Origin of the sequence: Rufibacter hautae (assembly GCF_008271695.1) — a bacterium.
In the GTDB taxonomy this organism is placed as follows: Bacteria; Bacteroidota; Bacteroidia; order Cytophagales; family Hymenobacteraceae; genus Nibribacter; species Nibribacter hautae.
Genome location: NZ_VKKY01000003.1, coordinates 620364 through 646879, shown reverse-complemented (window position 1 = coordinate 646879; position 26516 = coordinate 620364). Strand labels below are relative to the sequence as shown.

Sequence of the window (26516 nt, the reverse complement as noted above, 5' to 3'; positions counted from 1 at the left end):
TTTGGGAAATTGGGTTGTACACCAATCAACTCTTTTAAAATTGGTTGGATAGGCGGACTTTTGTTTCAAAGCTTCTGGTCACTCATGGTTTGCTTGTGCAATCGTAGTCCGCTTGTGCTGGCGTGGTCCCGCTGTTTTCGTGGGTTCATAAGCTTTATTGTTGCATAGCCGGGCTCCGAGCGCTCACGGCCGCGAGGCCCCGCCTTCCGGCATCGCGCTGCGCCAGCTTCCTTTGCTCCCTTCGGTCGCAATGCCTGCGGCACCGGAACCTGACAAGGCGCTCAACCGAAAGGCTGGAAAAAGGGAATGCGTCACAACTGAGTTGCACCTTAACAATAGTCCATGGTTCAAGTCTGTGACTTGGACCCATCTTGACCGGCAGTTTGCAACTGCCGTGAGGTTCTAGCCTCAAAAGTAAATTTTGCTTATTGCTTCACTGCTTTCACTAAAACACAGCTTTTTCTCTTTGAGACTGCCCAAACAAGAGCTTGGGCCAACAAGCGTAGCTCTAAAGAGGGGGTGTTTATACCTGCCGATTCACTCATTCCGAAATCTGCAGAATGTAGGAACTAGGCACCGCCTTGCCTCTAAGGCCTTCTCCGCAACCAACAGAGCAACAAAAAAGGGCACCCACAAGAGGTGCCCTTATATAATTAACGGCTGTTTCTGAATATCTCACCAACCTAGCCTGCCGTTGTTGGTGTTTTCACCAACAACCATCAGGACGTTTTTTCATATAATTCCTGCAAAGGCAGAAACCCGCCTTAAGCATTTTAGCCCTGTTTTCTTAAAATCAACACCAAAACACTAAGGCCTTCTCTTAATCAATATGCCGGACCGGGGATTGCGGCGGGTGCTTCCGCGGGTTCGTTGCTGGAGGTGGCGGGGATTGGTTGCTTTTTCTTGTCTTGGTTCTGTTCCAGCTTTCTGAGTCTTTCCTGGCGTTGTTGCTCGCGTTCCTTTTGCTTGGCGTCGCGTTTGGCTTTGCGCCGGAAGAACCCGTTGAGCAGAATGCTGTGCTGCAGGCTTTCCATGTTGGCGTCCAGTTTATCTGTGCCAGCTTCCAGGTTCTGCATGGTCAGTTGCAGGTCTAGGGCAAACTGCTCGTCGTTGAGGAGCACGCCCAGGGCGTTATTGTTGCTGTTGAGCTTGTCTGAGGTGCGGTTGAGTTTGCTCGTGAGCTGATTGGTGGTGGCCATCACCTGCTCCAGTTGCGACACCGTAGCTTGGAGTTTGTTGAACGTGACGGTGTCGGTGAGCAGGTCATCGGCGAGGCCGCCCTCGGTGTTCAGTTTGTTGGAGAACTGGGCCAAGGCCTGGGAAGCCCGCACACTGGTAGCCGAGGTTCGCTGCAGGTTCGCCAGGATGGCCTGGAAATTCTGGGCCAATTGGTCATCGGTGAGCAGCGCACCTGCCAGTCCTTCGCCGTTGGCCAGGCCTGAACTGAGCTTTTTGAAATCGGTGGTGATGGCTACCAGGTTTTTGTTGTTCTCCTGGAAAGTCGCCATCATTTCCTCCGTGCTCAGTTGGGCCTCCGTTCCTAAACGGTCGCCTTCCTGCACCGAGGGCATCTGCGGACTGCCGCCGTAGAGCACGATGGCCTTGTTCCCGATGAAACTCTCAGAGCCTATTCTGGCTTTCACGTCCTTGCGGATGTATTTCTGCGACTCCTCGGTGATGTCCATGGTGATGGCCACCTGCGAGGGTCCCTCAAAGGCGATTTGCTTCACCACGCCCACCCGCACGCCAGAGAAAAGCACCTGGTTCCCTATCTTAAGACCAGTGACATCGTCAAAAACCGCCGATACCTGGATGGTTTTGGTGAACCGCTTTTGCTGGCCGCCCAGCACAAAGATGCCTACCACCAGTATCACCAGCGCTAAAAACACAAAGATGCCCACCACAACGGCTCGCCTATTTTCTACTGCACTCATTTAGTTTATGAAATTGTAATCATGAAATAATTTCACCCGCTCATCTGGGGTGTCAAACACCTCGTCAAACGTGCCCTGGCGCTGAAACTGCCCGTCCAGAAGCATCACCACGCGGTCGCCCACGTCTTTGGCGCAGGTGAGGTCGTGGGTGATGATGATGGAAGAGGTATGGAAACGGCTCTGCACCTCGTTGATGAGGTTGTTGATGTCAATACAGGTAATGGGGTCCAGACCCGCGGTGGGCTCATCATAGAGCATGATCTCTGGTTGCAAAATCAAGGTACGGGCAATGCCTATCCGTTTGCGTTGGCCGCCGGAGAGCTCAGACGGCATTTGGTTGATGGTCTGCGAGAGGCCCACTGCATCCAGCACCACTTCTACCATGCGGTCCACCTCGCCCCGGGTCATGTCTCGGCGGTTGCGCACCAGCGGAAACTCCAGGTTCTTCCGGATGGTCATACTGTCATACAGGGCGCTGTTCTGGAAGGAGAACCCAATTTTAAGGCGCAACTGGTCCAGCTCACGGCCTTTGAGTTTCGGCACCTCCTGCCCCAGCACGTTCACCGTACCGGTATCGGGTTTCAGCAAGCCGGAGATGATTTTGATCAACACCGATTTCCCGGTGCCCGATTTCCCCAGCACCACCAGATTTTCGCCTTTGTACAGGTCCAGGTCCACCCCGCGCAGTACGTCCAGGTCGCCGAACGATTTCTCCAGCCCCCTGATGTTGATGACGCAGTTGCTTCTGTCTATAACTGGTTGTGTCTCCTTCATGGCTTAAACAAATTAGAGGTACCGGAGCGCCGTAATCACCTGCAAAGACAGCAACTCCTCAATAAACACCAGGAACATAGCCGTTACTACGGAAGAGTTGGCTGCCTTGCCCACGCCTTCGGTGCCTTTTGAGGAATGGTAGCCTTTGTAGCAGCCCACCACGCCAATGGTAAACCCAAACAAGGCTGATTTGATCACCGAGGAAAAAATGTCCAGAAAGGTGATAGCGTCAAAAACCTGGGTGAAGTAGGTAGTGAAGCTGGTGCCTTCGTTCGCGTTCACGTTGAGGAAAGCGCCCAGCAACGCCACTAACATGGTGTACATCATAAGCGCCGGGATCATGAAGGTAGTGGCCAGCACACGGCTTACCACCAGAAACTTGAACGGATTCGTGGCTGATACCTCCATTGCCTCAATCTGCTCAGTCACTTTCATGGAACCCAACTCGGCCCCAATCATAGACCCGATACGGCCTGCCCCAATCAGGGCGGTTACCAGTGGAGCCAGCGCCCGTACAATGGCCAGCGACACCAGTGAAGGCAACCACGAAGTAGCCCCAAACTCGGCCAGCGATGGCCGGGACTGGTTCATGAACACGATCCCGATGATAAAGCCCGTGAGCGAGATGAGCGGCAAGGATTTCACCCCAATCTCAAAACACTGCCGGATAATTTCCTTGAACTCATAAGGCGGCAGAAAAACCTCCTTGAAAAACCTACCGATAAACGAAGCGATATTGTGCAGCTCCGTGAAAATGCGGTCAAATCTGCGGGAGATCACCTGCGCACGGCGCCGTCTTACCGGTCTTTCGTCATCATTAAGAAACTTCATCTACTGTCTTTGTTTTTCATCTTCGGCCTCCCTTTATTCCGGGGTGCCTGTCAAGCACTAGCGTCTTTGCGCCATGCAGCAACTCTGGCCCAGGTTTCTGTTTTCTCCCGCGTTTTCCATTTTCATAGGAGAAACATCCTCCAACTGCAACCTAGCGGGGATTTTTGGAAGGAGCTGTTTTAGGCCCGATTTCCTTAAAACAAGCCTAAAACCAATCCAGCCCGCAAAAAGCAGGAACATCCCTGCGGCGTATACGGTTGCTGGTAGCTTTAACTCAAATTGCCCGGGCAAAATTACATCAAAAAGCCTGATGACCTATTAAAAAGGTTGAGAGTTCTAAGCAAGAGCCAGATGCGCTTGAAATAGGTGAGATAATTTTGAGCCGAAGAAGCGAAAATCCTGTGATTAGAACCAATATGGGGCAATGACCACATCCTGCCGCCCCATTCTAACGTTCTTTGAACTACCGGCTACCCGTAGTATCATTGCCACACCTTACTTTCTTACGCTATACCAAAGACAACGCATGAAAATCTGTTTCGCCTCTAACAACGCCCATAAACTGAAAGAGATCCAGCAGTTGCTGGGGCCGCCTTTTGAGCTCGTGAGCCTGGAAGCCCTGGGCTGCACCCAGGAACTGGCCGAAGACCAGGACACCCTGGAAGGCAATGCCCTGCAAAAAGCGTCTTTCGTGTGGGAGCAGTACCAGGTCATTTGCTTCGCGGATGATACCGGGTTAGAGGTGGAGGCACTCAACAATGAGCCCGGCGTATACTCGGCGCGGTACGCGGGCCCGGAGCGCGACAACCAGGCCAACATGCAGAAGGTTCTGGAGAACCTCAAAGGCCAAGCCAACCGCAAGGCCCGGTTCAGAACCTCCATCGCGCTTTTCCTGGAAGAAGGCGAGCAGCACCTGTTCAACGGCATTGTGGAAGGGCACATCATGGAGGAACCCCGCGGCGAGCAGGGCTTCGGGTACGACCCCATCTTCGTGCCCGAAGGGCATGACCGCACTTTTGCCCAGATGGACAGCCAGGAGAAGAACCAAATCAGCCACCGGGGGCGGGCCGTACAGCAGTTGGTGTCCTTTCTGCAGCACCGCTATGTACAAACCGGCACCTGAATAAATTCTTTTGAACATGCGTTAGGCTGCATGCACACAAATGGTTAATTTTGCACCCCGTAAACCATACGTATTTATGCATCAAAAGCCGTTCATTGTAGGAATTACGGGAGGAAGCGCATCAGGAAAAACCACATTTCTGAGCAGACTACTGGCTTCGTATGCACCTGAGGACATTTGCCTGGTTTCTCAGGACAATTATTACCACGACCGCGACAAGCAGTTTATTGACGAAAACGGCTTTCATAACTTTGATTTGCCGAGTTCTATTGACAGCGCCGCGTACGCCCACGACATCCTGCAGCTGAGTAAGGGAGAGACCGTTTACCGGCAGGAATACACTTTCAATAATCCAAACATCGTGCCCCGGCAGTTGGAGTTCAAGCCGGCGCCCATTGTGGTAGTGGAAGGTATCTTTGTGTTCTACTTTGAGGAGGTAGCCAAACTCCTGGACATGAAGGTGTACATAGACGCCAAAGAGTACATCAAACTGCAGCGCCGCATCATCCGCGACAAAGTGGAACGGGGCTATGACCTAGACGATGTGCTTTACCGCTACACCAACCACGTGGCGCCTACCTATGAGAAATACATCAAACCGTTCAAGAACGATGCCGATGTGATCATCCCCAATAACCGCCACTTTGATGTGGGTCTGGAGGTTCTGGTGACCTACCTGAACTCTAAAATCAAAAAATAACCTTTTCCTGGCCCAAGGGCACTTATCAAAAGCCTCTGCTGTTCACCCACCAGCAGAGGCTTTTGTTTTATTTCAAGAATCCTCTACCTTTGCTACTAGAGATGAAACCTGGGCACTACATACAACGTAATTGGCGGCTGCTTTGCACAAGCATTGCCTTGCTGTTGGTGCTTACGGTGAACCACAGAACCCTGCCGGCTTACGCCCATGCCCCAGCCTCCCCGGCTGAGCAAACGGAGTTGAACAAACAGGGCCGGGACCAGCATTCATCGGTGGTGAAGCAGAAAGTCTCTTTAGAGGCCACCACTTCTTTTGTTACCTTACAGATTGCCGAGCCTGCCACCTTCCTGCGCCTTACCTTCACGGCGCCGGTGCAGGCGTTGTTGAAAACGTCTCTGGGTACGCCCTACTGGACCTCCTTTTTGCAGCAACTGGCTACGTTGCCCATCTCACCCAACGCCCCCTAACCTCTTGTCTCCCGGAACTTTATGTCCCTCTCGGGCCTTTACCGGGTAACCTCCGCATTCTCTTTTTGGGCGGTGCCTAGTGTTTTCTGATCACTTTATGGTTTTCGGGGCATAAACGGCATTCCCAGCTGCTTATACTAGTATCATTCATTTTTATTTATTTCTCTATTCACCAATGCGTAACAAAGGTTTTATCCTGGTTTTGACGGTTATCGTATCGGCGTTGTGCCTTTACTATCTGTCGTTCTCTTTGGTCTCCAAAGGCGTTGAAGAAGACGCTACGCGGTTTGCCACCACTCAAACGGGCACCGTAGACCACTACAAAAAACAATCTTACCTTGACTCTGTCTGGAAAGCCCCTGTCTTCAATTTCCTGGGCGCTGAGTATACCTACCAGCAAGTAAAGGAAAGCGAACTTGGCCTAGGTCTTGACCTGAAAGGCGGGATGCACGTGACGCTGGAGGTTTCTCCGGTGGAAATCATCAGAGCCATGGCCGGTGGCCGCAGAGATGCCGCGTTTGAGCAAGCTATCGCCCGTGCCCAGAAATTGCAGGTGAACAGCCAGCGGAGCTTCGTAGACCTGTTCTACCAATCTTACCGTGAGCTGCAGCCAAACGGCAAACTGGCGTCTATCTTCGCTAACAGCACCACCCGTTCTTTAAGCTACAACTCTACTGACAAAGAAGTGTTGGCTGTCATCAACAAAGAGGTTGATGATGCGGTAGCCCGTTCTTTCAACATCCTGCGTACCCGTATTGATAAATTCGGGGTAAACCAGCCCAACATCCAGCACCTGAAAGGCACCAACCGTATCCAGATTGAGTTGCCAGGCGTGGACAACCCAGAGCGTGTTAGAAAACTGTTGCAAGGAACCGCCAACCTGGAATTCTGGGAAGTCTGGGGCGTGCAGGAGTTCGGTCCTTACTTCACTCAGTTAAATGACTACCTGGTGAAAGAAGAAGCCGCCAACAAACTGAAAGGCGCTGCTGCTCCTTCTTCTACCCTGGCTTCTGCTGCTGACACTACCAAATCTTTGACTGCCGCCGCTGGCGCAGATACTTCTGCTCTGGCCGCCCAGTTAAGCAAACCCGCTGACAGCGCTGCTGCCAAGAAAGACTCTATCAACCCTAACCAAAGCTCCCTGCTGGCGCGTCTTTTCACTACCCTACCGGGTGGTTTAGGTACCAACGTACGTGACACCGCTAAAGTAAACGCCTTGTTCGCGAAGCAGGAAGTGAAAGCTTTGTTCCCGCAAAACATGAAGTTTTTATGGGGTGTGAAGCCAATTGTTGCGAATGACGGTGCCGAGTTCTTGGAACTGTACGCCGTGAAGAAAGGCCGCGAAGGCAAAGCTCCTTTGACTGGTGAGTACATCTCAGATGCCCGTCAGGACTATGACCAGCAAGGTCGCCCAGAGATCAACATGAGCATGAACGCCGCCGGTTCTAAGAAATGGCAGCGTTTGACCGGTGACAACATTGGTCGCCAAGTGGCCATCGTGTTGGATGACTATGTGTACTCTGCCCCAGTGGTACAGAGCGAGATTGGCGGTGGTAACTCTTCTATCTCTGGTTCTTTCACCATTGAAGAAGCGCAAGACTTAGCCAATATCCTGAAAGCCGGTAAAATGCCAGCTCCTACCCGTATTGTGGAAGAAGCCATTGTAGGTCCGTCTTTGGGTCAGGAAGCCATCAACCAAGGATTGCTTTCTTCTTTGGCCGGAATGGGTCTGGTAGTGCTGTTCATGTTCGCTTACTACAATAAAGGTGGTCTTATTGCGAACATCGCCTTGTTCTTCAACATCTTCTTCATCATTGGTGTTTTGGCTCAGTTTGGTACCGCCCTTACCTTGCCTGGTATCGCCGGTATGGTATTGACCATGGGTATGTCCGTGGATGCGAACGTACTGATCTTTGAGCGTATCAAAGAAGAATTACATGCGGGCTTGGGCATAGGCGAAGCCATCAAGAAAGGTTACAGCAAAGCGTTCAGCTCCATCTTTGACTCCAACGTGACTACCTTATTGGCGGGTATCATCCTGTACTTCTTCGGTTCAGGTCCGGTAAAAGGATTCGCCATCACCTTGATGATTGGTATTGCTACCTCTTTCTTTACTGCGGTATACATCTCTCGTTTACTGATTGAGTGGATGACCAAAGGCAAAGACACCGCCAACCTTTCCCTGGAGACGCCTCTTTCCAGAAACTGGTTTAAAAACATCAAGTTTGACATCTTGGGTAACCGTAAGAAAGCGTACATCTTCTCTGCTATTTTCATTCTGTTCGGGATAGTAGCGGTGTTCATCAAAGGTGAATTGCCGTTGGGTGTTGACTTCAAAGGTGGTCGCTCTTATGTGGTAGACTTCAACAACGCGGTTCCTGCGTCTGAGGTAAGATCTGCCCTGGATGACGAGTTCAAAGGTGCCGGTACCGAGGTAAAGACCTACGGTGCTCCTAACCGTCTAAAAATCACCACCAGCTACATCGCTGAGGATGAGTCTACCCAAGCCGATGAGTCTGTAAGAACCGCTTTGGCTCAGGGCTTGAAACAGTACCAAACCCAAAACCCAAGAATTGTGAGCTCTTCTAAAGTTGGCGCTACCATGGCCGATGACATTCAGAAGACAGCCATCATAGCAGTGTTGCTTGCTTTTGCGGGTATCTTCGTGTACCTGGCTTTCCGTTTCAGCCGCTGGCAGTTCAGCTTGGGCGGGGTAATCGCTTTGATCCACGACGTTTTGGTGGTATTCTCTGCCTTCACTATCGCTAACCTGTTTGGGGTTTCCTTTGAGATGGACCAGGTGTTTATCGCCTCCATCCTGACGATCATCGGTTACTCTATCAACGATACCGTGGTAGTGTTTGACCGTATCCGGGAATTCACCAATGAGAACCCACGCATGAAGTTCCGTGACATTGTGAACCCAGCCTTGAACAGCACCTTCAGTCGTACCATCATCACCAACTTAACGGTATTACTGGTGGTAATCATCCTGTTCATCTTTGGTGGTGAAACCCTGAGAGGCTTCTCCTTCGCCATGTTGATCGGTTCCTTGACCGGTACGTACTCTACCTTGTTCATCGCCGCTCCAATTGTGGTGGATACGACCAACGTGGACAGAGAGAAACTGGTAGCCGTAAAACCAACCGTGGTTGCTGCGAAATAAGCGTAATTAACCTACTCACATAAAAAAAGCCGGGCATCTGCCCGGCTTTTTTGTTTCTATAGCTTCTGTTCGACGACTGCCTAAGACTGCCTTTCGTCTACTCACTCCAGTATGATGGCAGTTTTGAGAAAAGAGCCAATAAACGATGATTGGAAAACATCATCAATAGCGCTGAAGAACCACAACCGCTTTAAGACAAAATTGAGTTGGCAAGCTCCCCTGTGTTTTAAAGCCGATTTTAAGAAAACAACCTTAAAACAGAAGCTACCAAGTTCAACCTTAAAGGCATTTGGCAGGTTAAATCAGATAATTCACCAAGTACTACAGGTCCAGCCTAAGCGGAAACCACCTGTTCTATCCCTCCTTCCAACGATTTTATTTTCCGGGGAACGCCCACAATCCAGACGATGTCGCCCTCCTGGAACACCATCTCGGAGTCTGGGTTAAGGATTCGCTCCCCTCTCCGCTCAATGCCCACAATCAATCCCTTGGTTTTCTCCCGGATGCCGGAGTTACGGATGGACTTTTGCAGCAGAACAGAATTATGCTTGATCTGCAGTTTCTGCAGGCTGACGTTCTCGCGCTCACTATCGGGCAGGGAGGCTGGTTTGGCCTGGATAAACTGCCGGAAAGCCTCTACCTGCTCGTCTGAACCAAACACGTAGAGTTTATCATGCGGGAATAGTTGCTCGTTGCGGGTAGGCGCCATAAGCGTGCGGTCTCCCCGTTCAATCACGGCCACATTGACCCCATACTTCTCCCGGATCTGCAGCTCATATAAGGTTTTCCCTACCACTTCGGCTTCAGGCGCCACATCCAAGCTGGTCAGGTGTACATTCCAGGGAGTAATGGTGTGGTGCATCTTGGAGGCTTCGTGGATTTCGCGGGCGTTGAGGTTCCGTAAAAACCGGTTCTCTATCCGGATGTAGAAGCGCTGGATTCTTTTGGAAAAGATGATCATAAGTGCCGCAATCACCAACCCCACCAGGAACGCCAACTGCACCGAGAAGAACTGGTTCAGCAAGAACCCGATGAAAAGGATAGCGATGGCTATTCTGGCAAAACCCAATACAATCACCAGACTTCGGTAATTGCGGTTGGCCCAAATGCGGCCCTGTGCCTCTTTCTGCGGATGGTGCACCGCCAAGGCCCAGAGAAACGGCGCCATAAACACCAACGTGATCACCGTGGTGATAATGTCCCCTAAGTTGCCTTCCACCACATTCTGGGTGATAAACGGATTCAGGTACTGGGCCGACAAAAGCACAATGCTGATGACTATGACGGAGTACACCACCAGGTTGATCAGGTAAGAGCGGAGCACCAGTTTCCAGTCACTGGTAGTGGAAATAGTCTGCGTTCCGGAACTGTATTCATTCAAAGAGGTCTGCCACCTTTCCGGCAACACCCTTTCCGCGAACTGGTACAGAGGACCGGAAAGCCGGATCATGTAAGGAGTAGTAAAAGTGGTAATGGCCGAAACCGCCACCGCCACCGGGTACAAGAAATCGCTGGTGACGTTCAAGGTAAGTCCCAGCGTGGCAATGATAAACGAAAACTCGCCAATCTGCGAAACGCTCATCCCCGACTGAATTGAAGTCTTCAAACCTTGCCCGGAAATCAAACCGCCACCCGTGATACTGATGGCTTTCCCAAGCAAGGTAACAATGGTAATGAGCGCAATGGGACCGGCGTACGTCACCATCATGGCCGGGTTGATCAGGATGCCCACGGAGACAAAGAAGATGGCTCCAAACAAATCTTTTACCGATGAGATGAGATGCTCGATTTTCTCGGCTTTGGTGGTCTCGGCTAGGATAGATCCCATGATAAACGCTCCTAAGGCTGGCGAGAATCCGGCTTGGGCCGCCAGAATCACCATGAGCAAGCACAGCGCCAGCGAGACAATGAGCAGCGTCTCGTCGTTCATGAGTTTGCTGGCTTTCCGGAGGAAGGTGGGAATGAGGAAGATGCCGCCCAGAAACCAAAGCAATAAGAAGAAGGCCAGCTTGAGCACCGCTGTGAGCATCTCTGAACCGGCAAACTGCTGGCTCACCGCCACAGTGGAAAGCAATACCATCAGCAGGATGGCCACCAGGTCCTCCACAATCAACACCCCGAATACCAGCCTGGCGAACCGCTGGGTTTTCACGCCTAGTTCGTCAAAAGCCCGGATGATGATGGTAGTGGAGGAAATAGAGAGAATACCGCCCAGGAAAATGCTGTCCATGGTGGTCCAGCCCAGGATCTTACCCGTGAGATAGCCTAGCAGCAGCATGACCACCACCTCTATCAAAGCCATGATGGACGAAGCCCCGCCCACTTTCACCAGTTTCTTGAAGCTGAATTCCAGCCCCAGGCTGAACAAAAGGAAAATCACGCCGATCTCAGCCCAGATGTTAATGTTCTCCAATTCCACGATGGTGGGGAACAGGGCGAAATGAGGGCCCACGAGTAAACCCGCAATAATGTAGCCCAGCACCAAAGGCTGTTTCAGTTTTTTGAATAGAAGGGTAGTGATACCGGCAGCCCCCAGGATCAACCCCAAATCAGTGATAAGATGTGGTAAATGCGTCATAAATGAACAGGTGAAAGGAAATTCAACCGCCCGCTCACAGCAGCAGGCAGCAGCAGAATGCTAAATAGAGGTGACTAACCGCAGGAAAGAAAGAGTTCTTCTGCCGTCAGTTGGAAAGGAAAATGTTAGATAGGAGCCGTTACTTAGCCGCTAAAATCAGCGGCATGCCTTGGCATACGGGCGGGTAAAAACCACCAGATTTTAAGAAAACAGCACGAAAACGCACCAGTGATCCTACGCCGGTACAGAAGAGACACGGGCCTTAGAGCACCTGAAAAGGCTTTGAAAACCTAAGGAGCGTTGGGTTGAAGAGAGGTGAGAAGGTATTTTGCCTGAACGAATGCTTCTCCGGGAAACGTAGGTGAGGAAAGCTGAAAGGAAGCAACCAGCAAAGGAGTAAGTCCCTCCTCTGAACGGGCCAGCAAGGCGGGACTCAGTTTCAGCAGGGGTGCTTTGGCGGGTCTGGCCTCTTTGAAGGCATGCAGGGCCTCTTGCTGTACCTCTGCCGCAGATAATTTGCCTGTGCCTCTTTCCAGGTACGAGCTGGCGGGAGCCGGTTTGCCCGTGGTAAAACTGAGCAGAAATTTATAGACCTCCACTTCCTGCCCGGGCAACGTGAGCGCCCAAAGCAGCATTACTCCCATGAGGGAGAACTTAAAAGGGGACGCTATTTTCCTGAACACCTGGTGCAGCATTCCTGTAAAGTTAAAGGTTTTTAGGCCCTTATGCCAGTCCAACCCCCAAGTCTTTGGGGCACCTCCCTCCTCTCGGTAGGCCAATCTTTGGTCCCTTAAGCATTAATTTCTGACTTCGGAATAGGTTTTTGGCCTGCTTTTCCAAAAGGAGAGCTAAAAATAACTGTGCTTTTTCTTTCCTGCGCTTATGTGGTTTTGCCTTTCAAGAACCTATTTTCCTTATCTTGCTTAGTAAGCAACCGTCTTTTCTCCTCAACCAGATACTCCTGCCATCTATGCTGTCCGCCGCCGCTCAACACGTTGACCTTAGAGCCGAACTCAAAAACATTCCGCTCATTATTTTAGGCATACTTTCAGCGGCAATGGGGCTAAAAGGATTCCTGCTTTCCAGCCATTTCATTGACGGCGGGGTAACCGGCATCTCCATGCTCCTCACGCATCTCTTCGGTATACCGCTTTCGCTTCTGATTGTAATTATTAATCTCCCCTTCATTTTCATGGGCTACCGCTACGTGGGGCGGGTGTTTGCCATTAAGAGTGCCTCGGCCATTGTGGGGCTTTCAGTGTGCATAGCGCTGGTAACCTTCCCCGATGTGACCGCAGACAAGATGCTCACGTCTATTTTTGGCGGGGTTTTCATTGGTCTGGGGATTGGCCTGGCCATGCGCGGTGGGGCGGTTTTGGACGGCACCGAAGTGGCGGCCGTATTGGTCAGCAAGTTTTACCCATTGATGAAGGTGAGCGACGTCATTCTCCTGCTCAATATCTTCATCTTCTGCACGGCAGCCTTTTTCCTGGGCGTAGATGTGGCGCTCTACTCCATCCTCACTTATTTCTCGGCCTCCAAAATGATTGACTTCTTGCTGCACGGGATAGAGCAATACACGGGTGTAACCATCGTCTCCAAGCTGAGCGAGGAAGTGCGGTTAGCCATCACAGAGAAACTAGGCCGCGGGGTCACCATCTACCAGGGCAAAAGAGGATTCGGGAAGCGCGGCGACAACCTGGAGATTGACATCATCTTCACCGTAGTAACCCGCCTGGAGATTCCGGCCTTGCGGAAAGAAGTAAAGTCCATTGACCCAGATGCCTTCCTGATTCAGCAAAGCATTGACGATACCGATGGCGGAATGGTCAAAAGAAGAAGCCTGCATTAAGCCGCTCCTCCACCGAAATCACCTTAAAAATGAATCGCCCTGTTGGTTTTAGGCCCATATCTCTCAAAATGAGCCTAAAACCAACAGGGCGATTTTTATATTCTGTGCTTATGCGTGCGTCTCTATCTCGACAGGCTCCTGGTTTCTGGCGTTTTTCTTCATAAACCACCAGTACATGGGAATACCCGTGAGCATCAGAATCATACCGATGCCGGCTTCGCGGGGACGCACAATGATGGTGTTGAAGAACAGGGCCACGCAGAAGATCACCATGATGGCCGGCACCACCGGATAACCCCAGGCCTTGTAAGGGCGAGGGGCATCGGGCATCTTGCGGCGCAGGATGAATACGCCCAACGTGGTGGCACCGTAGTAGATGAACACCGCGAAGATGATCATATCCGTCAGTTGGTCAAACGTGCCCGAGAGCACCAGAACACAGGCCCAAACGCACTGGAAAACAAGCGAGTTGCCGGGTACCTGCGCATTGTTCAGATCGGCGGCTTTCCGGAAGAACAGTCCCTCTCGGGCCATGGCAAAGTAGGTGCGGCAACTGGCCAGGATGGTGGCGTTGGTACAGCCCAAGGTGGTCACCAGAATCAGGATGGAGATGAAAAAGCCGCCGCCGCTGCCCCAGAAACTTTTCACAGCCTCAATGGCGGCAATCTGGTTTCCGGCTTTATAAATACCCTCAAGGTCCTGGATGGGCAGCAGCGCCAAGTAAGTGGCGTTGACCAACAGGTAAATAGCGATCACGGTGAACACGCCAATGGTGATGCCGCGCGGAATGTTCACGTGCGGATCTTTGATCTCGCCGCCCACAAAGCCCACCGAAGCCCAGCCCTGGTACGCCCAGAATGCCGAGAGCATAGCCGCAAACACCGCACTGAACGAAACCGGCTGATTATTGGAGGTCTGCAGATCAAAACTGCGGCTGAGATCGGCGTTGCCGCTGCCCAACCCGAAGAGGATGATAAGGCCAATCCCGATGAATACCAAAACGAGGATAGCGGTGCTCAGGCCGGCTCCCGCCTTCACACCTCGGCTGTTGATCCAGGTAAGAAAGATGATGAGTAGAATGGCCGTGAGTTTCACGTTGAAATCGGCGAAGGGATAAAAAATGCCCGCAATGCTCACATCGGCTAACTCAGGCAGCAACGGCGGCACCGCGGCCAGGCTGTGCAAAGACTGCGCAAACACATAGGCCAGCGACGAGATACCTGCCGTCTGAATCACGGAGAACAGTGACCAGCCATAAATGAAAGCGAAAAAGCGGTTATAAATGCGTTTGTAATAAGCGTATTCGCCGCCCGTATCGGCGAGCAAACCGGCTACTTCTGCATTGCTCAGAGCCCCGAATAGGGTGATGATTCCCCCTAAAATCCAGCAGATGAGCACCCATCCGGGCGAATGCAGCTCTGCGGCCATGGGCGCCACTTTCTTGTAAACCCCAGATCCTATGATGTTGCCAATCACCACCACCACTACCAGGCGCAACCCCAGTGTGCGGTGCAATTGCTTTGTATTGTCCATATTGGTTGACTAGTTTCTTACAAGAAACGAATAATCTCAGAAACCTTCTTCATTTACCGCCACCGCGGCGCTTTTACGCAGGCATCTTCCGGCAGAAACCAAGCCAAACCCAAAAGTTTATTCTTACTCCCGCACGCAGGGAAACTTTACAACTTAGAACAAACATTCCCACCACTTCCAAATCAAGTGTTTAGAGGCTGTTTTGATGAAATTGGCTTTAAAACAGCGCGCTGCTAGAGTCTTTTACGAGGCTCCGCTATCAATCCTTGGGGGGACACTTTCATGGAAAAGGAACAATTCTCTGGCTATGGAGAAATGGCCCGTCCGCTTACGCTACAGGTGGACAGATAAAATTTTAGGGGCTAAGGTTTTACAGGTAAATATCTGTATTTTTGTCACCATGTTTTTTAACATACCCAACATGACGTCTTCCAGGACTGTTTTCGCCGTGGCGACGTTGCTGCATCTGCCTCCCCTTTTTCACTTTCTCTCCTTTCTGGGTAGGCCTGGTAGTCAACATAATTCCCTGAGACGTTAACCATGATCCATGCAAATTCCTGGTCATTGGTAGCCCCAAACCCAACTAACATCAAAAACCCTTTCAATTTTATATGAACCGATTTACCGGCCTGATTGGCATTGTTCTGATCTTAGGTATTGCCTTTTTACTTTCAAATAACCGGAAAGCCATCAACGTGCGGCTGGTGGTGGTGGGCCTTGCGCTCCAGCTTGGATTGGCTTTCTTTATCCTGAAGGTTCCTTTCGGGCAGATGATTTTCCAGAAACTGGGTTATTACATTACCCAAATCCTGAGCTTCTCTGACCGCGGCGCCGAGTTCGTGTTCGGGGCGCTGGTGAACAAAGAGAAAATGGACCGGGCCTTCGGGGTAGGCAATGATGTGATCTTCTTCTTCAAGATTGTGCCTACCATCATTTTCGTGGCGGTACTGGTGAGCATCGCCTACCACATTGGCTTGATGCAGCGCATTGTTTCTCTGGTGGCCCGTGGCGTGCACAAACTTATGGGCGTGAGCGGCAGTGAGGCGGTTTCTAACGTGGCCAGTGTGTTCGTGGGCCAGGTAGAAGCCCAGATCATGATCAAACCTTATCTGCCTACCATGACCAACTCTGAGCTTTTGGCTTCTATGGCCGGTAGTATGGCTTGTATTGCGGGTGGTGTAATGGCGGTGTACATCGCGCTGGGTGTACCGGCCGAGTACCTCATTGCGGCCAGTATCATGGCTGCCCCCGGAGCCTTGGTGATCTCCAAAATTGTATTCCCCGAGACTGAGGTATCCGAGACCAAGGGTAAAGTAGGCATCGAGGTTAAGAAACAGGACGCCAACCTGGTAGATGCCATCTCGCACGGCGCTTCTGACGGTCTGCGCGTAGGTTTGAACGTAGTAGCCATGCTCGTAGGCTTTATTGCCCTGATTGCTTTGCTGGATTACTTCCTGGGTTTTGTAGGTAGATCACTGGCGGGCATGGGGATGTCTCTGGATGCCGTTGGTATTCCGTTGGAGAATCTGAGCATGAAGAGCCTACTGGGTAGCGTGTTCTCCCTTTTCGCTTTGGCCATGGGCGTTCCTTCCCAGGACATGTTCACCGCCGGCTCCTTGATGGGGACCAAAATCGTGATTAACGAATTTGTGGCCTATCTTGACCTGGCCGCCATCAAAGCCAACCTGCACCCTAAGACTTTGCTTATCACGTCTTTTGCTTTGTGTGGTTTCGCTAACTTCAGCTCGATCGCTATTCAAGTGGGTGGCATTGGGCAGTTGGTACCAGAGCGGAGAAAAGACCTGGCCGCCCTCGGCTTGAAAGCCTTGATCTGTGGAACGCTGGCTTCTTATATGTCTGCCGCCCTAGCCGGAATCCTGCTGTAAGGAAATTTTTCTTTGAATAAAACGCCATCGGCGGCTATACAGCTTCAACAGTTGGGTAGCCGCCGATGGCGTTTTAGGGCAGTTTTTGGGAAAGCGGCTTCAAATCAGAAAGTAGCCAATTATCTTCTTTGGATAATTGGGACTTGTAATGTGTTATCAGGAAGAGAGGAACCCACCCCTATCCCTCCCAGGAGGGGAATTTTCTCAGTAAAACTTCTTCCTTGATCTGTCCCCTGACAGACCGAATTGCAAAACTCAAAACCTCTCGTCAAGAGGTTGGTCTGTCAAGGAACAGACCAAGGAAACGAAAAATGGGACAGGTTAAGGCTACTCAAGATAAAACGTAAGTCCGCATGGAATTAGCTATCCATGCGGTCTTACGTTTCTTTATTGGGCATTTGTCCGAAATGCACTCAGATTAAATAGCCGGTTTTTCCATGATTCGGCGCAGCCACTTGAGCATGAGCACGAGCACCAGGGCCGCAGAGACCGTTACTGCGAAATTAACCCAGAAGAAGTATTGCTTGTCGTCGTAGGTGTCCCAGAGGCTGGCCAGGATACCAGAGAGCTTGTTCCCGATGGAGGTAGCGATAAACCAGCCTCCCATCATCAGAGCGGTTAACCGCGGCGGACTCACTTTGGAGACCAGAGACAAGCCCATCGGGCTGAGGCAGAGTTCTCCCAGGGTAACCACAAAATAGGTTCCTACAAGCCACAGGCTAGACACTTTGAGCTGGCCGTTGTCGCCTGCCCAAACGGCGCCCACCATCACCAGCGTGGAAAGGCCGGTGATAAATAACCCCAAAGCCATCTTGGCCGGCGTGCTGGGCTCTTTCCCGTTTCGGCGCAGCAACCCGAAGAACCCTACCACCAAGGGCGTTAAGGCAATCACGAAAAACGGGTTAATGGACTGGAACAGCTCGGTGGAGATAAGCGAGAGAGAGTTGCCTTCCTGCGGCCATTCTTCTTGGGGCAGGTTGTTCAGGTAAGGAGATACGCTTTCTTTGGTGATTACCTTTCCCTCGACATCGGTGCGGGTCCGGAAAGCGGCGTCAAAATCAGGGACGGTGGTAGGCGTAGCGTCTACTTGCTGTACCATGCCCAGGGAGGCGGCTGGTTTCTCCAGCACCGCTGGCAAACTACGGTCGGTGTAGTACTCGGCCCAGGTGGTGAGGGCGGTACCGTTCTGTTTGAAAACGCCCCAGAACACCACCACCACCGCAAAGATGGAAAGCAGCGCCGCAATGGGTTTCTTATCTTCCTGCGAGGCACGCGCCCAGAGGCTCACGTAGAACAGGATAATGGGAATAGATCCGAAAATGAAGGCATCGGTGGAATCGGACCCGAATACATCACCCGGAATCAGGTACCAGCTCAGGATACCCACCACAATGGCCGGCAGGATCACAATCCCGAAGACTTTCCAGAGGGGCATGTCATGCGGTTGGGCGGGTTTCCGGATGTCGTAGTCGCGGTGGGTTTTGTTTCCGGCCCAGAAGATGATCAAGCCAATGAACATGCCTATACCGGCCGCCAGGAACGCGAAGCCCCAGCCGTAGGTGTTGCGCAGATAGGCCGCCACGAAATTACAGATAAAGGCCCCCACGTTGATACCCATGTAGAAGATGTTGTACCCGGTGTCTTTCTTGGGCAGGTATTGCGGCTCTGAGTAAAGATTGCCCAGCAGCGTAGAGATATTAGCTTTGAAGAATCCGTTCCCGATGACGATGAGCGCCAACGAGAGGTAGAAAAACGCATTGCCGGGCATGGCCAGGCCGCAGTAGCCCAGCCCCATGAGCACCCCGCCAATGGTGATGGACAACCGGTACCCCAGCAGTCTATCGGCCAGGAGGCCGCCAATGAAAGGCGTTAAGAACACCAGGGCAATGAAGGTTCCGTAGATATCGGAGCCCTGGTCTTTGGGCAACCCCATTCCACCGCTCTGGGTATCGGTCATGTACAGGAAGAAAATACCTATCATGAGGTAGTAGCCGAAGCGTTCCCACATTTCCGCCAGAAAGAGGTAATACAGGCCTTTGGGGTGCTTAGAAGCAGTTGTTGACATTAGGGTACATTTTGGAATCTGCTTTGAAAATAGGCAAAAGAAATGAAAATATACCGCTAGTGGAATATAGAACGGGCCGAAATTGCTAAAATCGGGCTAAAAACTCGACTCTTTCCTCGCAAGGCAGAAAAGCCCGTCATGAAAAAGGCCCTGACAGAGCAGGGCCTTTTTCATGACGGGTATGTTATTTATTAGAGCACAACGCCTTCGGCAACTACCTCGGTCACTTCGGGTACCATGCGCTTCAGCAGGTTCTCAATGCCAGCTTTAAGAGTAACGGTGGCAGACGGGCAGCCGCTGCAGGAACCTTGCAGGTTCACGGTCACTACGCCTTCTTTGTACGAACGGAAAGTGATGTTACCACCGTCCTGCTCCACCGCCGGACGCACGTAATTCTCTAGCAGGTCAATCACTTTCTGCGAGATCTCCGTGTCTTCGGCAGAAAGGTCAGCAGGCACCTCGGCAGAGGCCGAAGCCGCGCTGGTAGTTACCGGGTTGCCCAGGAAAATAGGGCCGCCAGCCTCTACGTATGATTTAATGAACGTTCTCAGCTCTGGGATCAGGTGCGGCCACTGCACCGGAGAGTTCTTGGTTACGGTGACAAAGTTGCTCGCGATGAACACGCGGGACACATAGTCAAAGTTGAACAGCTCCTGCGCGAAAGGAGAATCTGCGGCACTTTCTACGGTTGGATAGTCCACGCTTCCGCCCTCTCCCAACAAGGTAGAGTTCAGGACAAATTTCATTGACTCCGGGTTAGGGTTCGCCTCGGCGTACACAGAAACCGGTTGGGTTGTATTTTCAGTCATGGCTGTCTTCTTTATATAAAGTAAAAACTTACGCTCAGGTATTTAAGTTTCCAAAATTAGTGAGAATTTCCGATACCTGTTAGTTACTTCTTGGGTACCGCCCTTTCTCTGTTTTAAGCCGGTTTTTCTTAAACGAAGCCCTAAACGCCCCCGCTTTCCCGGATAAACCTTAACTTTATCCTGATTGCTCCTTCTTTCATTACGTGCTTATGCTTTTAGACACTGTTCTGCTGACCTCTTCGGCGCCCCATGTGCCTGGTTTCCTTATTGTTCCTTTTGCCCTGCTGATTGGCCTGATTGCCACCGGCCCAATTTTCTTCCCAAATTTCTGGCACCACCAATTCAAGAATATTTCCATAGGCTTAGGGTTGCTGGTACTGGCCTATTACTTGTTTGTCTTGCATGACACGCACCTGCCGGTGGAGACCCTGGCCGAGTACGCCTCTTTCGCCATCTTGCTGAGTTCTCTGTACGTCGCCGCGGGCGGCATCTACATCAACGCCAACGCGAATGCCACGCCGCTCATTAACGTAGGGATTCTGCTCTTTGGCGCCATTATCGCCAACCTGATTGGCACTACCGGAGCCTCACTCCTGCTCATTAGGCCGTTCATCAGGCTGAATAACCACCGCATCAAGCCTTACCAGATCGTATTCTTTATCTTCATCGTGAGCAACGCGGGAGGCTTGTTGACCCCGCTGGGCGATCCGCCGCTTTTCATCGGTTTCTTGAAAGGCGTGCCTTTTTTCTGGACGCTGCAGCACCTTTTCACGCCCTGGGTTATGGCCGTGGGCGCCCTATGCCTGATCTTCTATATTCTGGACAGCCGTAACAAAGAAACCTTTACGCCGAAGCCTGCCGTCAAGGCCCGCAATGAAGCCAAAACCGAGTTCTACTTTACCGGCAAACGCAACCTGCTGTGGCTGGGGGTTATCATTGGCGCTACGTTCCTGAACCCGGCCTCCTTTGATTGGTTGCCGTACATTCCGCTAGAAGGCGGCATCAAAATCTCATTTATGCGGGAGATTGTCCAGCTCATAGCCGCTTTCCTGTGTTTCAAATTCGCCAGCCGCACCGCGCTCAACGGAAACCACTTCACCTTTGACCCTATTCTGGAGGTGGTGTTTTTGTTTTTCGGGATTTTCTTCACCATGATGCCCGCGTTGCAGCTTTCCGCAGAATTAGCCTCGTCCCCCGAGTTTGCCGCTAAACTGACACCCTCGGTCTTTTACTGGGTAGCAGGCTCTCTCTCCGGCGTGCTGGACAACGCCCCCACGTACGCCAACTTCCTGTCATTGGGTATGGCCAAGTACCACCTTAATTATGCCAACACCACCCAAGTCTCCCACTTCGCCCACGGCTTAGGCCAAACCCCAGAGACCCTGCTGGTACTGGAAGCCATCTCCATCGGATCGGTTCTGTTTGGCGCGATGACTTACATTGGCAACGGACCCAATTTCATGGTGAAATCCATCGCCGAGCAGGCCGGCGTCAACATGCCCCCCTTCTTCCAATATATGTTCAAGTACTCCCTGGTCTACCTGCTCCCGGTCCTGACTTTGATTTGGATTCTAGTGATTTTGTAGAGGTTCGCTTAACGGACAAAAGGCACTTTCGGACTGTTTTCAATAAAACAGCCCGAAAGCGCCTTTTGCTTGAAAATAACCCCACATGATTTGAGGCTCTCGCCTCAGGGCAGTTGCAAACTGCCCGTCATTTTGGGTCCAAGTCACAGACTTGAACCATGTACAATTTTGATGGTGCAAATAAGCTGATGCGCATTTCTGTTTCCAGCCTTTCGGTTGAGCGCCTTTGTTTTAGACTTGGTGCCGCGAGAGCGGCAGGCCAACCGGCCAAGGCTAAAACAGCAGCGCGAGACCGGAAGGCGGGGCCCCGCGGCCGTGAGCGCTCGGAGCCCAGCTATGGAACAATGAAGTTATTGAACCCACGCAAACCGCGGCGCCACGCCAGCAAAAACGGACTACGTTATCAAAAAAAACCGCTTCCAAATGGAAATCACCTCACAAACACAAGCAAAATCCTTTATAATGTTTAAGGCCTGTTTTTCAAAAAACAGGCCTTAAACATATCATATTTTATTCGTCCGCTGCCGCAACACAAAATCAGCAAGCACCAGCGCCGCCATGGCATCTACAATGGGCACGGCACGGGGCAACACGCAAGGGTCATGGCGGCCTTTGCCTTGCAGGGTGATTTCCTGGCCGCTTTGATCAATGGTGCTCTGCGGCTGCAGGATAGTGGCCACTGGCTTGAACGCTACTTTGAAATAGATATCCTGACCATTCGAGATGCCGCCTTGGATGCCACCCGAGTGGTTGGTGCGGGTTTTCACCTGACCGTCGTCATCGGTATAGAAGACATCGTTGTGCTGAGAACCGTACATGCTCACGCCCTCAAAGCCGCTGCCGTACTCAAAGCCTTTCACCGCGTTGATGCTCAACATGGCTTTGCCTAACTCAGCGTGCAGTTTGTCAAATACGGGTTCTCCCAGGCCAGCCGGTACGCCGGTAACCACGCAGGAGACCACGCCGCCCACGGTGTCCAGCCGGTCGCGGGTTTCCTCAATGAGCTGGATCATGGTTTGGGCCGTCTCGGGGTGCGGACAACGCACAATGTTGCTGTCCACTTGGCTAAGGTCTAGTTTGGTGTAATCAGCGGGAGCATGGATGGGGCCGACTTGCGAGACATACGCGGTGATCTGGATGCCTTGCTGCGCCAGAAATTTCTGGGCTAATACCCCGGCGGCCACACGGGCCAGCGTTTCCCTAGCCGAGCTCCGACCGCCGCCGCGGTGGTCGCGGGAACCGTATTTGGCGGTATAGGTGTAGTCTGCGTGCGAGGGCCGATAGGCGTTTTCTATGTGGGAGTAATCGTGGCTCGCCTGGTCTTTGTTGAAAACCGCCAGCGCGATGGGCGTACCCTGCGTCTGGCCTTTGAAGATACCAGAGAGGATTTGAACCTGGTCTTTCTCATCGCGGGGCGTGGTAATTTTGGACTGACCCGGGCGGCGACGGTCCAGCGCGGCCTGGATTTCCTCAACGGTGATGGGCAGGCCGGCGGGGCAGCCATCCACAATCACGCCCACGGCCGTCCCGTGCGATTCCCCAAAGGTGGTGATCCGGAAAATGGATCCGTAGGTATTACTCATTTCCTCTTTAGTATGAAAATAAACGAAGCCACTCCCAGCAGCAGGCCCAGCACCACGTTGGTGTACAGGCGCACCTCCTTGAACTGGTCTATGCCGATGAGCTCATTGCTTTCTGTGGCGGCAATATTGTAAAAATCGCCCACATCTTGCGCCCTGATGAAACTATTTTGGTCTTCCTGCCCCCGTACTTGCACCGTGAGCGCCGGCCGAAGGGTGTCATAGCGGGCAGTTGTGGGGTTGAAAAACACCCACTGGAACAGTTCCCGCAAAGGAAACTCGCCTGCCTGGCGCCCCACAATGAAATACCGAAAGTTTTTGTTGCCCATTAGCCGTCCCTGCGTTACTTCGAGGGTTTGCCGTATCTCTGGCGAGTAGATTTCTAACTCACTGGAGATGCCCAGGCTCTGCGGGGCCGACAGGGTTCTGATATTGCCTTCCCCTTTGATATTGAAATGGTACACCAGGTTCTGGTTCAGGGAAACGGTTTTGCGGGAAACCTGCTCTTCCAGCCGGAAAACGCCCACCGCCACCTGGTCGCGCAAAGGGTGCGGCGGCAACCCACGTACCGTCACGTCTTTGCTTTGGGCCGAATAGGTTTTGTTTTCGGGCAACCGGTTCTGGGTGAGGAGCGAAGGGTTTTTCGCGATCTTGTATTTGATCATGCGCAGGCTCACCACCGGAAAACGGAGCGGCTGCGGCGTGATGGGAAACAGGAGGGCTTCGTACAGTTTATAGCGGGTGAACGGCTTCTCCCCTATCTTGATTTTCTCCGGCAGGATTTCCTCCTGCTGCACCACTTCCTCCAGGGTGCTCCGCTGTTTCAGCTGCCGCACAATGGCTCCAATCTGCGATTCAAACTCATAGAAGTCCAAGAGGCCCAAGTCAGCATCGGCTACGTAAAACCACAGCGAGACTGGTACCGCTTCCCCCACAAACACCTTCTCCTTGGGCACGTGCAGCGTGAGGAAGGCATTCTCTTTCACGTCTACAAACTCTGGGGCAGCGGCGGTTACAGGTGCGGGGGCGGCCAGGCTATCTTTGGGCACCGGAACCACAGGCGCCGACGGTCCCACTTTTACCTTGATTCCCGGAGCAGGCACATTCTTACCGTCCACCACCAGCGTAAAGGGCTTCACGGTTACCTCTCCTTCCTTAAGCGGCGCGTATTGCTGGGTAAGCGTATAGACCATAGAGGTCTTGGTTCCCTTGGTGATAGTAGTGGTAAACGATTTCTGGGTGCTTTTCTGCAAACCTTCAATCTCTGGGAATCCTTCAACTTTGGCCGGCCGCACGCCCGGCGATTTTAAAGAAATAGTGAAATATTGGTCAATAGGAATGGAGGTGGGGCCAAATTCTACAGTATGGCTCTGCGCGCTGCACCAGGCGGCCCAGCCCATAAACCATAGAAAGAAGATAACCGCCTTTTTCATCTGTTTTCTTGAAAACGGCCCTAAAAAGCCGCCTTTTAATTTTCACAAAAGTACGAATAACCGCTCAGCCTCCCTATCTATCTGGGGCATAGTTCAAGAACCTGCCGAAAGAAATACCTCAATTCTCAACTTTTTTTCCCACACCCGAAATCCAGGCCTACAACTCTCCTCGTAGGTCTCGCAAATTCCGCCGGTGAAAGCAGCCGGGCCAGGGTACAGCCAAGGGCAAGTGAGCTTCAGGCTATTGAAATTATTTCATCTTCAATTATTTAAAACTATGGCAAAAAACACAAATTCAGTTCCAGAGCAGGGCACCCTGCAGGGATTGAAAAACCCTCTCAACAGACGTTCTTTCCTTCAGTACACTGGAGCAGGCGTAGCGGCATCGGCGTTATTACTGGCAGGCTGCGATGACGATGATGACATGACTGACACCAACATGTCTGGCACCGTGAACCTGGGCTCCGGCGATGTAGGCATTCTGAACTACGCCTACGCCCTGGAGCAATTGGAAGCCGCGTTCTATACCGCAGTGGTAGCGTTGCCTAATTTCTCTACCCTGTTCACCAACGCCACTGAAAGACAAGTGCTCACTGATATCCGTAACCACGAGGTGGCGCACCGTGAGTTCTTCAAGGCAGCTATCACCGCCAATGACGCAAGCAAAATCATCCCAAGCCTGACGCCTAACCTTCCTACCGATGCTTTGGCTAGTCGGGCCTCAATTTTGACTTATGCCAAAACGTTTGAAGACCTGGGTGTAGCCGCTTACAACGGGGCAGGTAAATTGCTTACCAGCGCTGCTTTCTTGGGCATTGCCGGTAAAATTGTTTCCGTTGAGGCCAGACACGCCGCTGAGATCAGAGACATGATTGAGAATGGCACCTTCGCCAGTGGCGCCGCTGGCATTACAGCCGGTAACATTGTAGACGCCAACGGTCTGGATGTGGCCCTCACGCCAACCCAGGTATTGGCCGCCGCTCAGCCTTTCATCAAGGAAACCATCAACGCAAGCAGTTTACCAACCACCTAATCATCAGAAAACCATGAATATCTTCAATATACTAAAAGAGGTAGAGAAAGTAGATCCGGAAATCTTTGACCGCATTGATCCGCGTCGCGAGGTCTTCAAACACTTCGGTGGTTTCGGGAAGAAACTGGCGGCTGCTGCTATTCCAATTGCGTTTGGGTCCATGCTGAACAAGGCCTATGGCCAAAACACCACCATGCCATCGGTGCGCGAAGTGCTGGAGTTTGCGCTGTTGCTGGAAAACCTGGAGTACCACTTCTACCTGAGAGCCGCTGCTACGGACATTTTCCCAAGCGCTGCCGGTAAAACTGCTTTCGGTGTGATCCGTGACCACGAAAAAGCGCACGTAGACTTCTTGCGCACAGCCATCTCAGGCCTGGGCGGTGCTGCCCCTACCCCTTACACCGATGCTAGCTTTGACTGGACCGCTAACGGCTTGTTGGGTAACGCCACCTTCACCAGCTATCCAACCATGTTGGCCGTGGCCCAGGCGTTTGAAGACACTGGCGTTAGAGCCTACAAAGGTGCCGCTCCGGCCCTGATGAGCAACGACATTGTTCTACAAGCCGCCCTGCAGATCCACTCTGTAGAAGCAAGACACGCCGCTCACCTGCGCCGCATGCGTCGCGATATGGCCAGTGGCGTGGCTGGCCTGAAACCTTGGATCACCATGAAAGACAGAGGCGGACTTCCTGCCGAGTTCCAGGGCATCTATGATGGCGAGGAAGTTACTACCCAAGCTACCGTAAACATCACTGGAACCTTCGGAGGAATCACGATCGACGCCAATGCGGCCTCAGAAGCCTTTGATGAGCCGTTGACTGTTGCCCAGGTAAATGCAATTGTGATGCCGTTTATTGCATAAATTATAAATATTATACAAAAAAGGGCTGAACTTGTACAAGTTCAGCCCTTTTTTGTATAAATACAAACACAATTCCGTATAAATATTTTAACAAATAGTTAATCTGAATGGAATTAAAAGTCGCATCTTTGTGTCTGCATAATATCTAATTCATCATAAATTAAATCACATCTTATTTAAAGTCATGTTAGAGTACGTGAAATTGATCTTAGACAAAGTAAGCTTTGACTCCAGTTTGTTTGAAAAAGAACTGCGGAAAAGTATGCGGATGCTAATGCACAAAGAGCTGGAAACCTTGCGGGAA

Annotated in this window: 19 protein-coding genes; 9 read left to right on the top strand and 10 right to left on the bottom strand. The window is 51.8% G+C overall.

What is annotated here, in order from left to right; all coding sequences use genetic code 11:
* Window positions 1–824 precede the first annotated feature (824 nt).
* Genes FOA19_RS19130 through FOA19_RS19120 form a run of 3 tightly spaced genes read right to left on the bottom strand, consistent with a single transcriptional unit; the run spans window position 825 to window position 3539 of the window.
* The gene (locus tag FOA19_RS19130) at window positions 825–1934 is read right to left on the bottom strand and encodes an MlaD family protein (RefSeq protein ID WP_149092448.1); all 1110 of its coding nucleotides are present in this window, start codon (window positions 1932–1934) and stop codon (window positions 825–827) included.
* The gene (locus tag FOA19_RS19125) at window positions 1935–2708 is read right to left on the bottom strand and encodes an ABC transporter ATP-binding protein (RefSeq protein WP_149092447.1); all 774 of its coding nucleotides are present in this window, start codon (window positions 2706–2708) and stop codon (window positions 1935–1937) included.
* Window positions 2709–2720: 12 nt separating this feature from the next.
* Window positions 2721–3539 carry an MlaE family ABC transporter permease gene (locus tag FOA19_RS19120; protein WP_149092446.1) on the bottom strand — a complete coding sequence of 273 codons (819 nt, stop codon included), beginning with the start codon at window positions 3537–3539 and terminating at the stop codon, window positions 2721–2723.
* A 526-nt stretch (window positions 3540–4065) separates the two neighbouring features.
* Between FOA19_RS19120 and FOA19_RS19115 the strand changes: the two genes are divergently transcribed.
* The 4 genes from FOA19_RS19115 (at window position 4066) to secDF (ending at window position 8995) form a co-directional block, all read left to right on the top strand.
* The gene (locus FOA19_RS19115; RefSeq protein WP_149092445.1) at window positions 4066–4662 is read left to right on the top strand and encodes a non-canonical purine NTP diphosphatase; all 597 of its coding nucleotides are present in this window, start codon (window positions 4066–4068) and stop codon (window positions 4660–4662) included.
* Between the two features lie 76 nt (window positions 4663–4738).
* Complete coding sequence (locus FOA19_RS19110; RefSeq protein WP_149092444.1) at window positions 4739–5362, top strand: uridine kinase family protein; 624 nt, start codon at window positions 4739–4741, stop codon at window positions 5360–5362.
* A gap of 101 nt (window positions 5363–5463) precedes the next feature.
* The gene (locus tag FOA19_RS19105; protein WP_149092443.1) at window positions 5464–5829 is read left to right on the top strand and encodes a hypothetical protein; all 366 of its coding nucleotides are present in this window, start codon (window positions 5464–5466) and stop codon (window positions 5827–5829) included.
* A gap of 175 nt (window positions 5830–6004) precedes the next feature.
* Entirely contained in the window at window positions 6005–8995 is a 2991-nt protein-coding gene (gene secDF / locus FOA19_RS19100; protein ID WP_149092442.1) for a protein translocase subunit SecDF, read from the top strand.
* A 334-nt stretch (window positions 8996–9329) separates the two neighbouring features.
* On the opposite strand, the gene FOA19_RS19095 is transcribed toward secDF, so the two are convergent.
* Both FOA19_RS19095 and FOA19_RS19090 read right to left on the bottom strand, forming a co-directional pair.
* Window positions 9330–11573 (bottom strand): cation:proton antiporter domain-containing protein, encoded by a 2244-nt coding sequence (locus FOA19_RS19095; protein WP_149092441.1) that lies wholly within the window; start codon window positions 11571–11573, stop codon window positions 9330–9332.
* A gap of 290 nt (window positions 11574–11863) precedes the next feature.
* On the bottom strand, window positions 11864–12268 hold the full coding sequence (locus FOA19_RS19090; RefSeq protein ID WP_149092440.1) for a hypothetical protein: 405 nt from the start codon (window positions 12266–12268) through the stop codon (window positions 11864–11866).
* A gap of 224 nt (window positions 12269–12492) precedes the next feature.
* On the opposite strand from FOA19_RS19090, the gene FOA19_RS19085 reads away from it, so the two are divergent.
* Window positions 12493–13425, top strand: a complete 933-nt coding sequence (locus FOA19_RS19085; RefSeq protein WP_223808984.1) for a YitT family protein — start codon at window positions 12493–12495, stop codon at window positions 13423–13425.
* Window positions 13426–13533: 108 nt separating this feature from the next.
* Here the strand turns inward: FOA19_RS19085 and FOA19_RS19080 are convergent, their stop codons facing one another.
* The gene (locus FOA19_RS19080; RefSeq protein ID WP_149092438.1) at window positions 13534–14958 is read right to left on the bottom strand and encodes an APC family permease; all 1425 of its coding nucleotides are present in this window, start codon (window positions 14956–14958) and stop codon (window positions 13534–13536) included.
* A gap of 611 nt (window positions 14959–15569) precedes the next feature.
* On the opposite strand from FOA19_RS19080, the gene FOA19_RS19075 reads away from it, so the two are divergent.
* Window positions 15570–16844, top strand: a complete 1275-nt coding sequence (locus FOA19_RS19075) for a NupC/NupG family nucleoside CNT transporter (RefSeq protein WP_149092437.1) — start codon at window positions 15570–15572, stop codon at window positions 16842–16844.
* A 418-nt stretch (window positions 16845–17262) separates the two neighbouring features.
* Here the strand turns inward: FOA19_RS19075 and FOA19_RS19070 are convergent, their stop codons facing one another.
* Both FOA19_RS19070 and FOA19_RS19065 read right to left on the bottom strand, forming a co-directional pair.
* Window positions 17263–18909 (bottom strand): peptide MFS transporter, encoded by a 1647-nt coding sequence (locus FOA19_RS19070; protein ID WP_149092436.1) that lies wholly within the window; start codon window positions 18907–18909, stop codon window positions 17263–17265.
* A gap of 191 nt (window positions 18910–19100) precedes the next feature.
* Entirely contained in the window at window positions 19101–19718 is a 618-nt protein-coding gene (locus FOA19_RS19065; RefSeq protein ID WP_149092435.1) for a NifU family protein, read from the bottom strand.
* 209 nt (window positions 19719–19927) lie between these two features.
* Between FOA19_RS19065 and FOA19_RS19060 the strand changes: the two genes are divergently transcribed.
* A complete protein-coding gene (locus FOA19_RS19060) occupies window positions 19928–21304 on the top strand; it encodes a sodium:proton antiporter (protein WP_149092434.1) in 1377 nt (458 codons plus the stop codon).
* 503 nt (window positions 21305–21807) lie between these two features.
* Here the strand turns inward: FOA19_RS19060 and aroC are convergent.
* Window positions 21808–22887, bottom strand: a complete 1080-nt coding sequence (gene aroC / locus FOA19_RS19050) for a chorismate synthase (RefSeq protein WP_149092432.1) — start codon at window positions 22885–22887, stop codon at window positions 21808–21810.
* Window positions 22884–24317, bottom strand: coding sequence for a BatD family protein (locus FOA19_RS19045; protein ID WP_149092431.1), 1434 nt, complete (start codon window positions 24315–24317; stop codon window positions 22884–22886). The genes aroC and FOA19_RS19045 overlap by 4 nt, the downstream gene beginning before the upstream one ends.
* 277 nt (window positions 24318–24594) lie before the next feature.
* Here FOA19_RS19045 and FOA19_RS19040 point away from each other — a divergent pair, with 277 nt between their 5' ends.
* Both FOA19_RS19040 and FOA19_RS19035 read left to right on the top strand, forming a co-directional pair.
* Window positions 24595–25350, top strand: coding sequence for a ferritin-like domain-containing protein (locus FOA19_RS19040; protein WP_149092430.1), 756 nt, complete (start codon window positions 24595–24597; stop codon window positions 25348–25350).
* A gap of 13 nt (window positions 25351–25363) precedes the next feature.
* Window positions 25364–26212: a ferritin-like domain-containing protein gene (locus tag FOA19_RS19035; protein ID WP_149092429.1), complete on the top strand. Its 849-nt coding sequence runs from the start codon at window positions 25364–25366 to the stop codon at window positions 26210–26212.
* The last annotated feature ends 304 nt before the right edge of the window (window positions 26213–26516 follow it).

What these genes read in the sequence shown, in the direction of transcription:
- FOA19_RS19130 (WP_149092448.1), bottom strand. Translation starts at nt 1,934, where the DNA reads ATGAGTGCAGTAGAAAATAGGCGAGCCGTTGTGGTGGGCATCTTTGTG.
- FOA19_RS19125 (WP_149092447.1), bottom strand. Translation starts at nt 2,708, where the DNA reads ATGAAGGAGACACAACCAGTTATAGACAGAAGCAACTGCGTCATCAAC.
- FOA19_RS19120 (WP_149092446.1), bottom strand. Translation starts at nt 3,539, where the DNA reads ATGAAGTTTCTTAATGATGACGAAAGACCGGTAAGACGGCGCCGTGCG.
- FOA19_RS19115 (WP_149092445.1), top strand. Translation starts at nt 4,066, where the DNA reads ATGAAAATCTGTTTCGCCTCTAACAACGCCCATAAACTGAAAGAGATC.
- FOA19_RS19110 (WP_149092444.1), top strand. Translation starts at nt 4,739, where the DNA reads ATGCATCAAAAGCCGTTCATTGTAGGAATTACGGGAGGAAGCGCATCA.
- FOA19_RS19105 (WP_149092443.1), top strand. Translation starts at nt 5,464, where the DNA reads ATGAAACCTGGGCACTACATACAACGTAATTGGCGGCTGCTTTGCACA.
- secDF (WP_149092442.1), top strand. Translation starts at nt 6,005, where the DNA reads ATGCGTAACAAAGGTTTTATCCTGGTTTTGACGGTTATCGTATCGGCG.
- FOA19_RS19095 (WP_149092441.1), bottom strand. Translation starts at nt 11,573, where the DNA reads ATGACGCATTTACCACATCTTATCACTGATTTGGGGTTGATCCTGGGG.
- FOA19_RS19090 (WP_149092440.1), bottom strand. Translation starts at nt 12,268, where the DNA reads ATGCTGCACCAGGTGTTCAGGAAAATAGCGTCCCCTTTTAAGTTCTCC.
- FOA19_RS19080 (WP_149092438.1), bottom strand. Translation starts at nt 14,958, where the DNA reads ATGGACAATACAAAGCAATTGCACCGCACACTGGGGTTGCGCCTGGTA.
- FOA19_RS19075 (WP_149092437.1), top strand. Translation starts at nt 15,570, where the DNA reads ATGAACCGATTTACCGGCCTGATTGGCATTGTTCTGATCTTAGGTATT.
- FOA19_RS19070 (WP_149092436.1), bottom strand. Translation starts at nt 18,909, where the DNA reads ATGTCAACAACTGCTTCTAAGCACCCCAAAGGCCTGTATTACCTCTTT.
- FOA19_RS19065 (WP_149092435.1), bottom strand. Translation starts at nt 19,718, where the DNA reads ATGACTGAAAATACAACCCAACCGGTTTCTGTGTACGCCGAGGCGAAC.
- FOA19_RS19060 (WP_149092434.1), top strand. Translation starts at nt 19,928, where the DNA reads ATGCTTTTAGACACTGTTCTGCTGACCTCTTCGGCGCCCCATGTGCCT.
- aroC (WP_149092432.1), bottom strand. Translation starts at nt 22,887, where the DNA reads ATGAGTAATACCTACGGATCCATTTTCCGGATCACCACCTTTGGGGAA.
- FOA19_RS19045 (WP_149092431.1), bottom strand. Translation starts at nt 24,317, where the DNA reads ATGAAAAAGGCGGTTATCTTCTTTCTATGGTTTATGGGCTGGGCCGCC.
- FOA19_RS19040 (WP_149092430.1), top strand. Translation starts at nt 24,595, where the DNA reads ATGGCAAAAAACACAAATTCAGTTCCAGAGCAGGGCACCCTGCAGGGA.
- FOA19_RS19035 (WP_149092429.1), top strand. Translation starts at nt 25,364, where the DNA reads ATGAATATCTTCAATATACTAAAAGAGGTAGAGAAAGTAGATCCGGAA.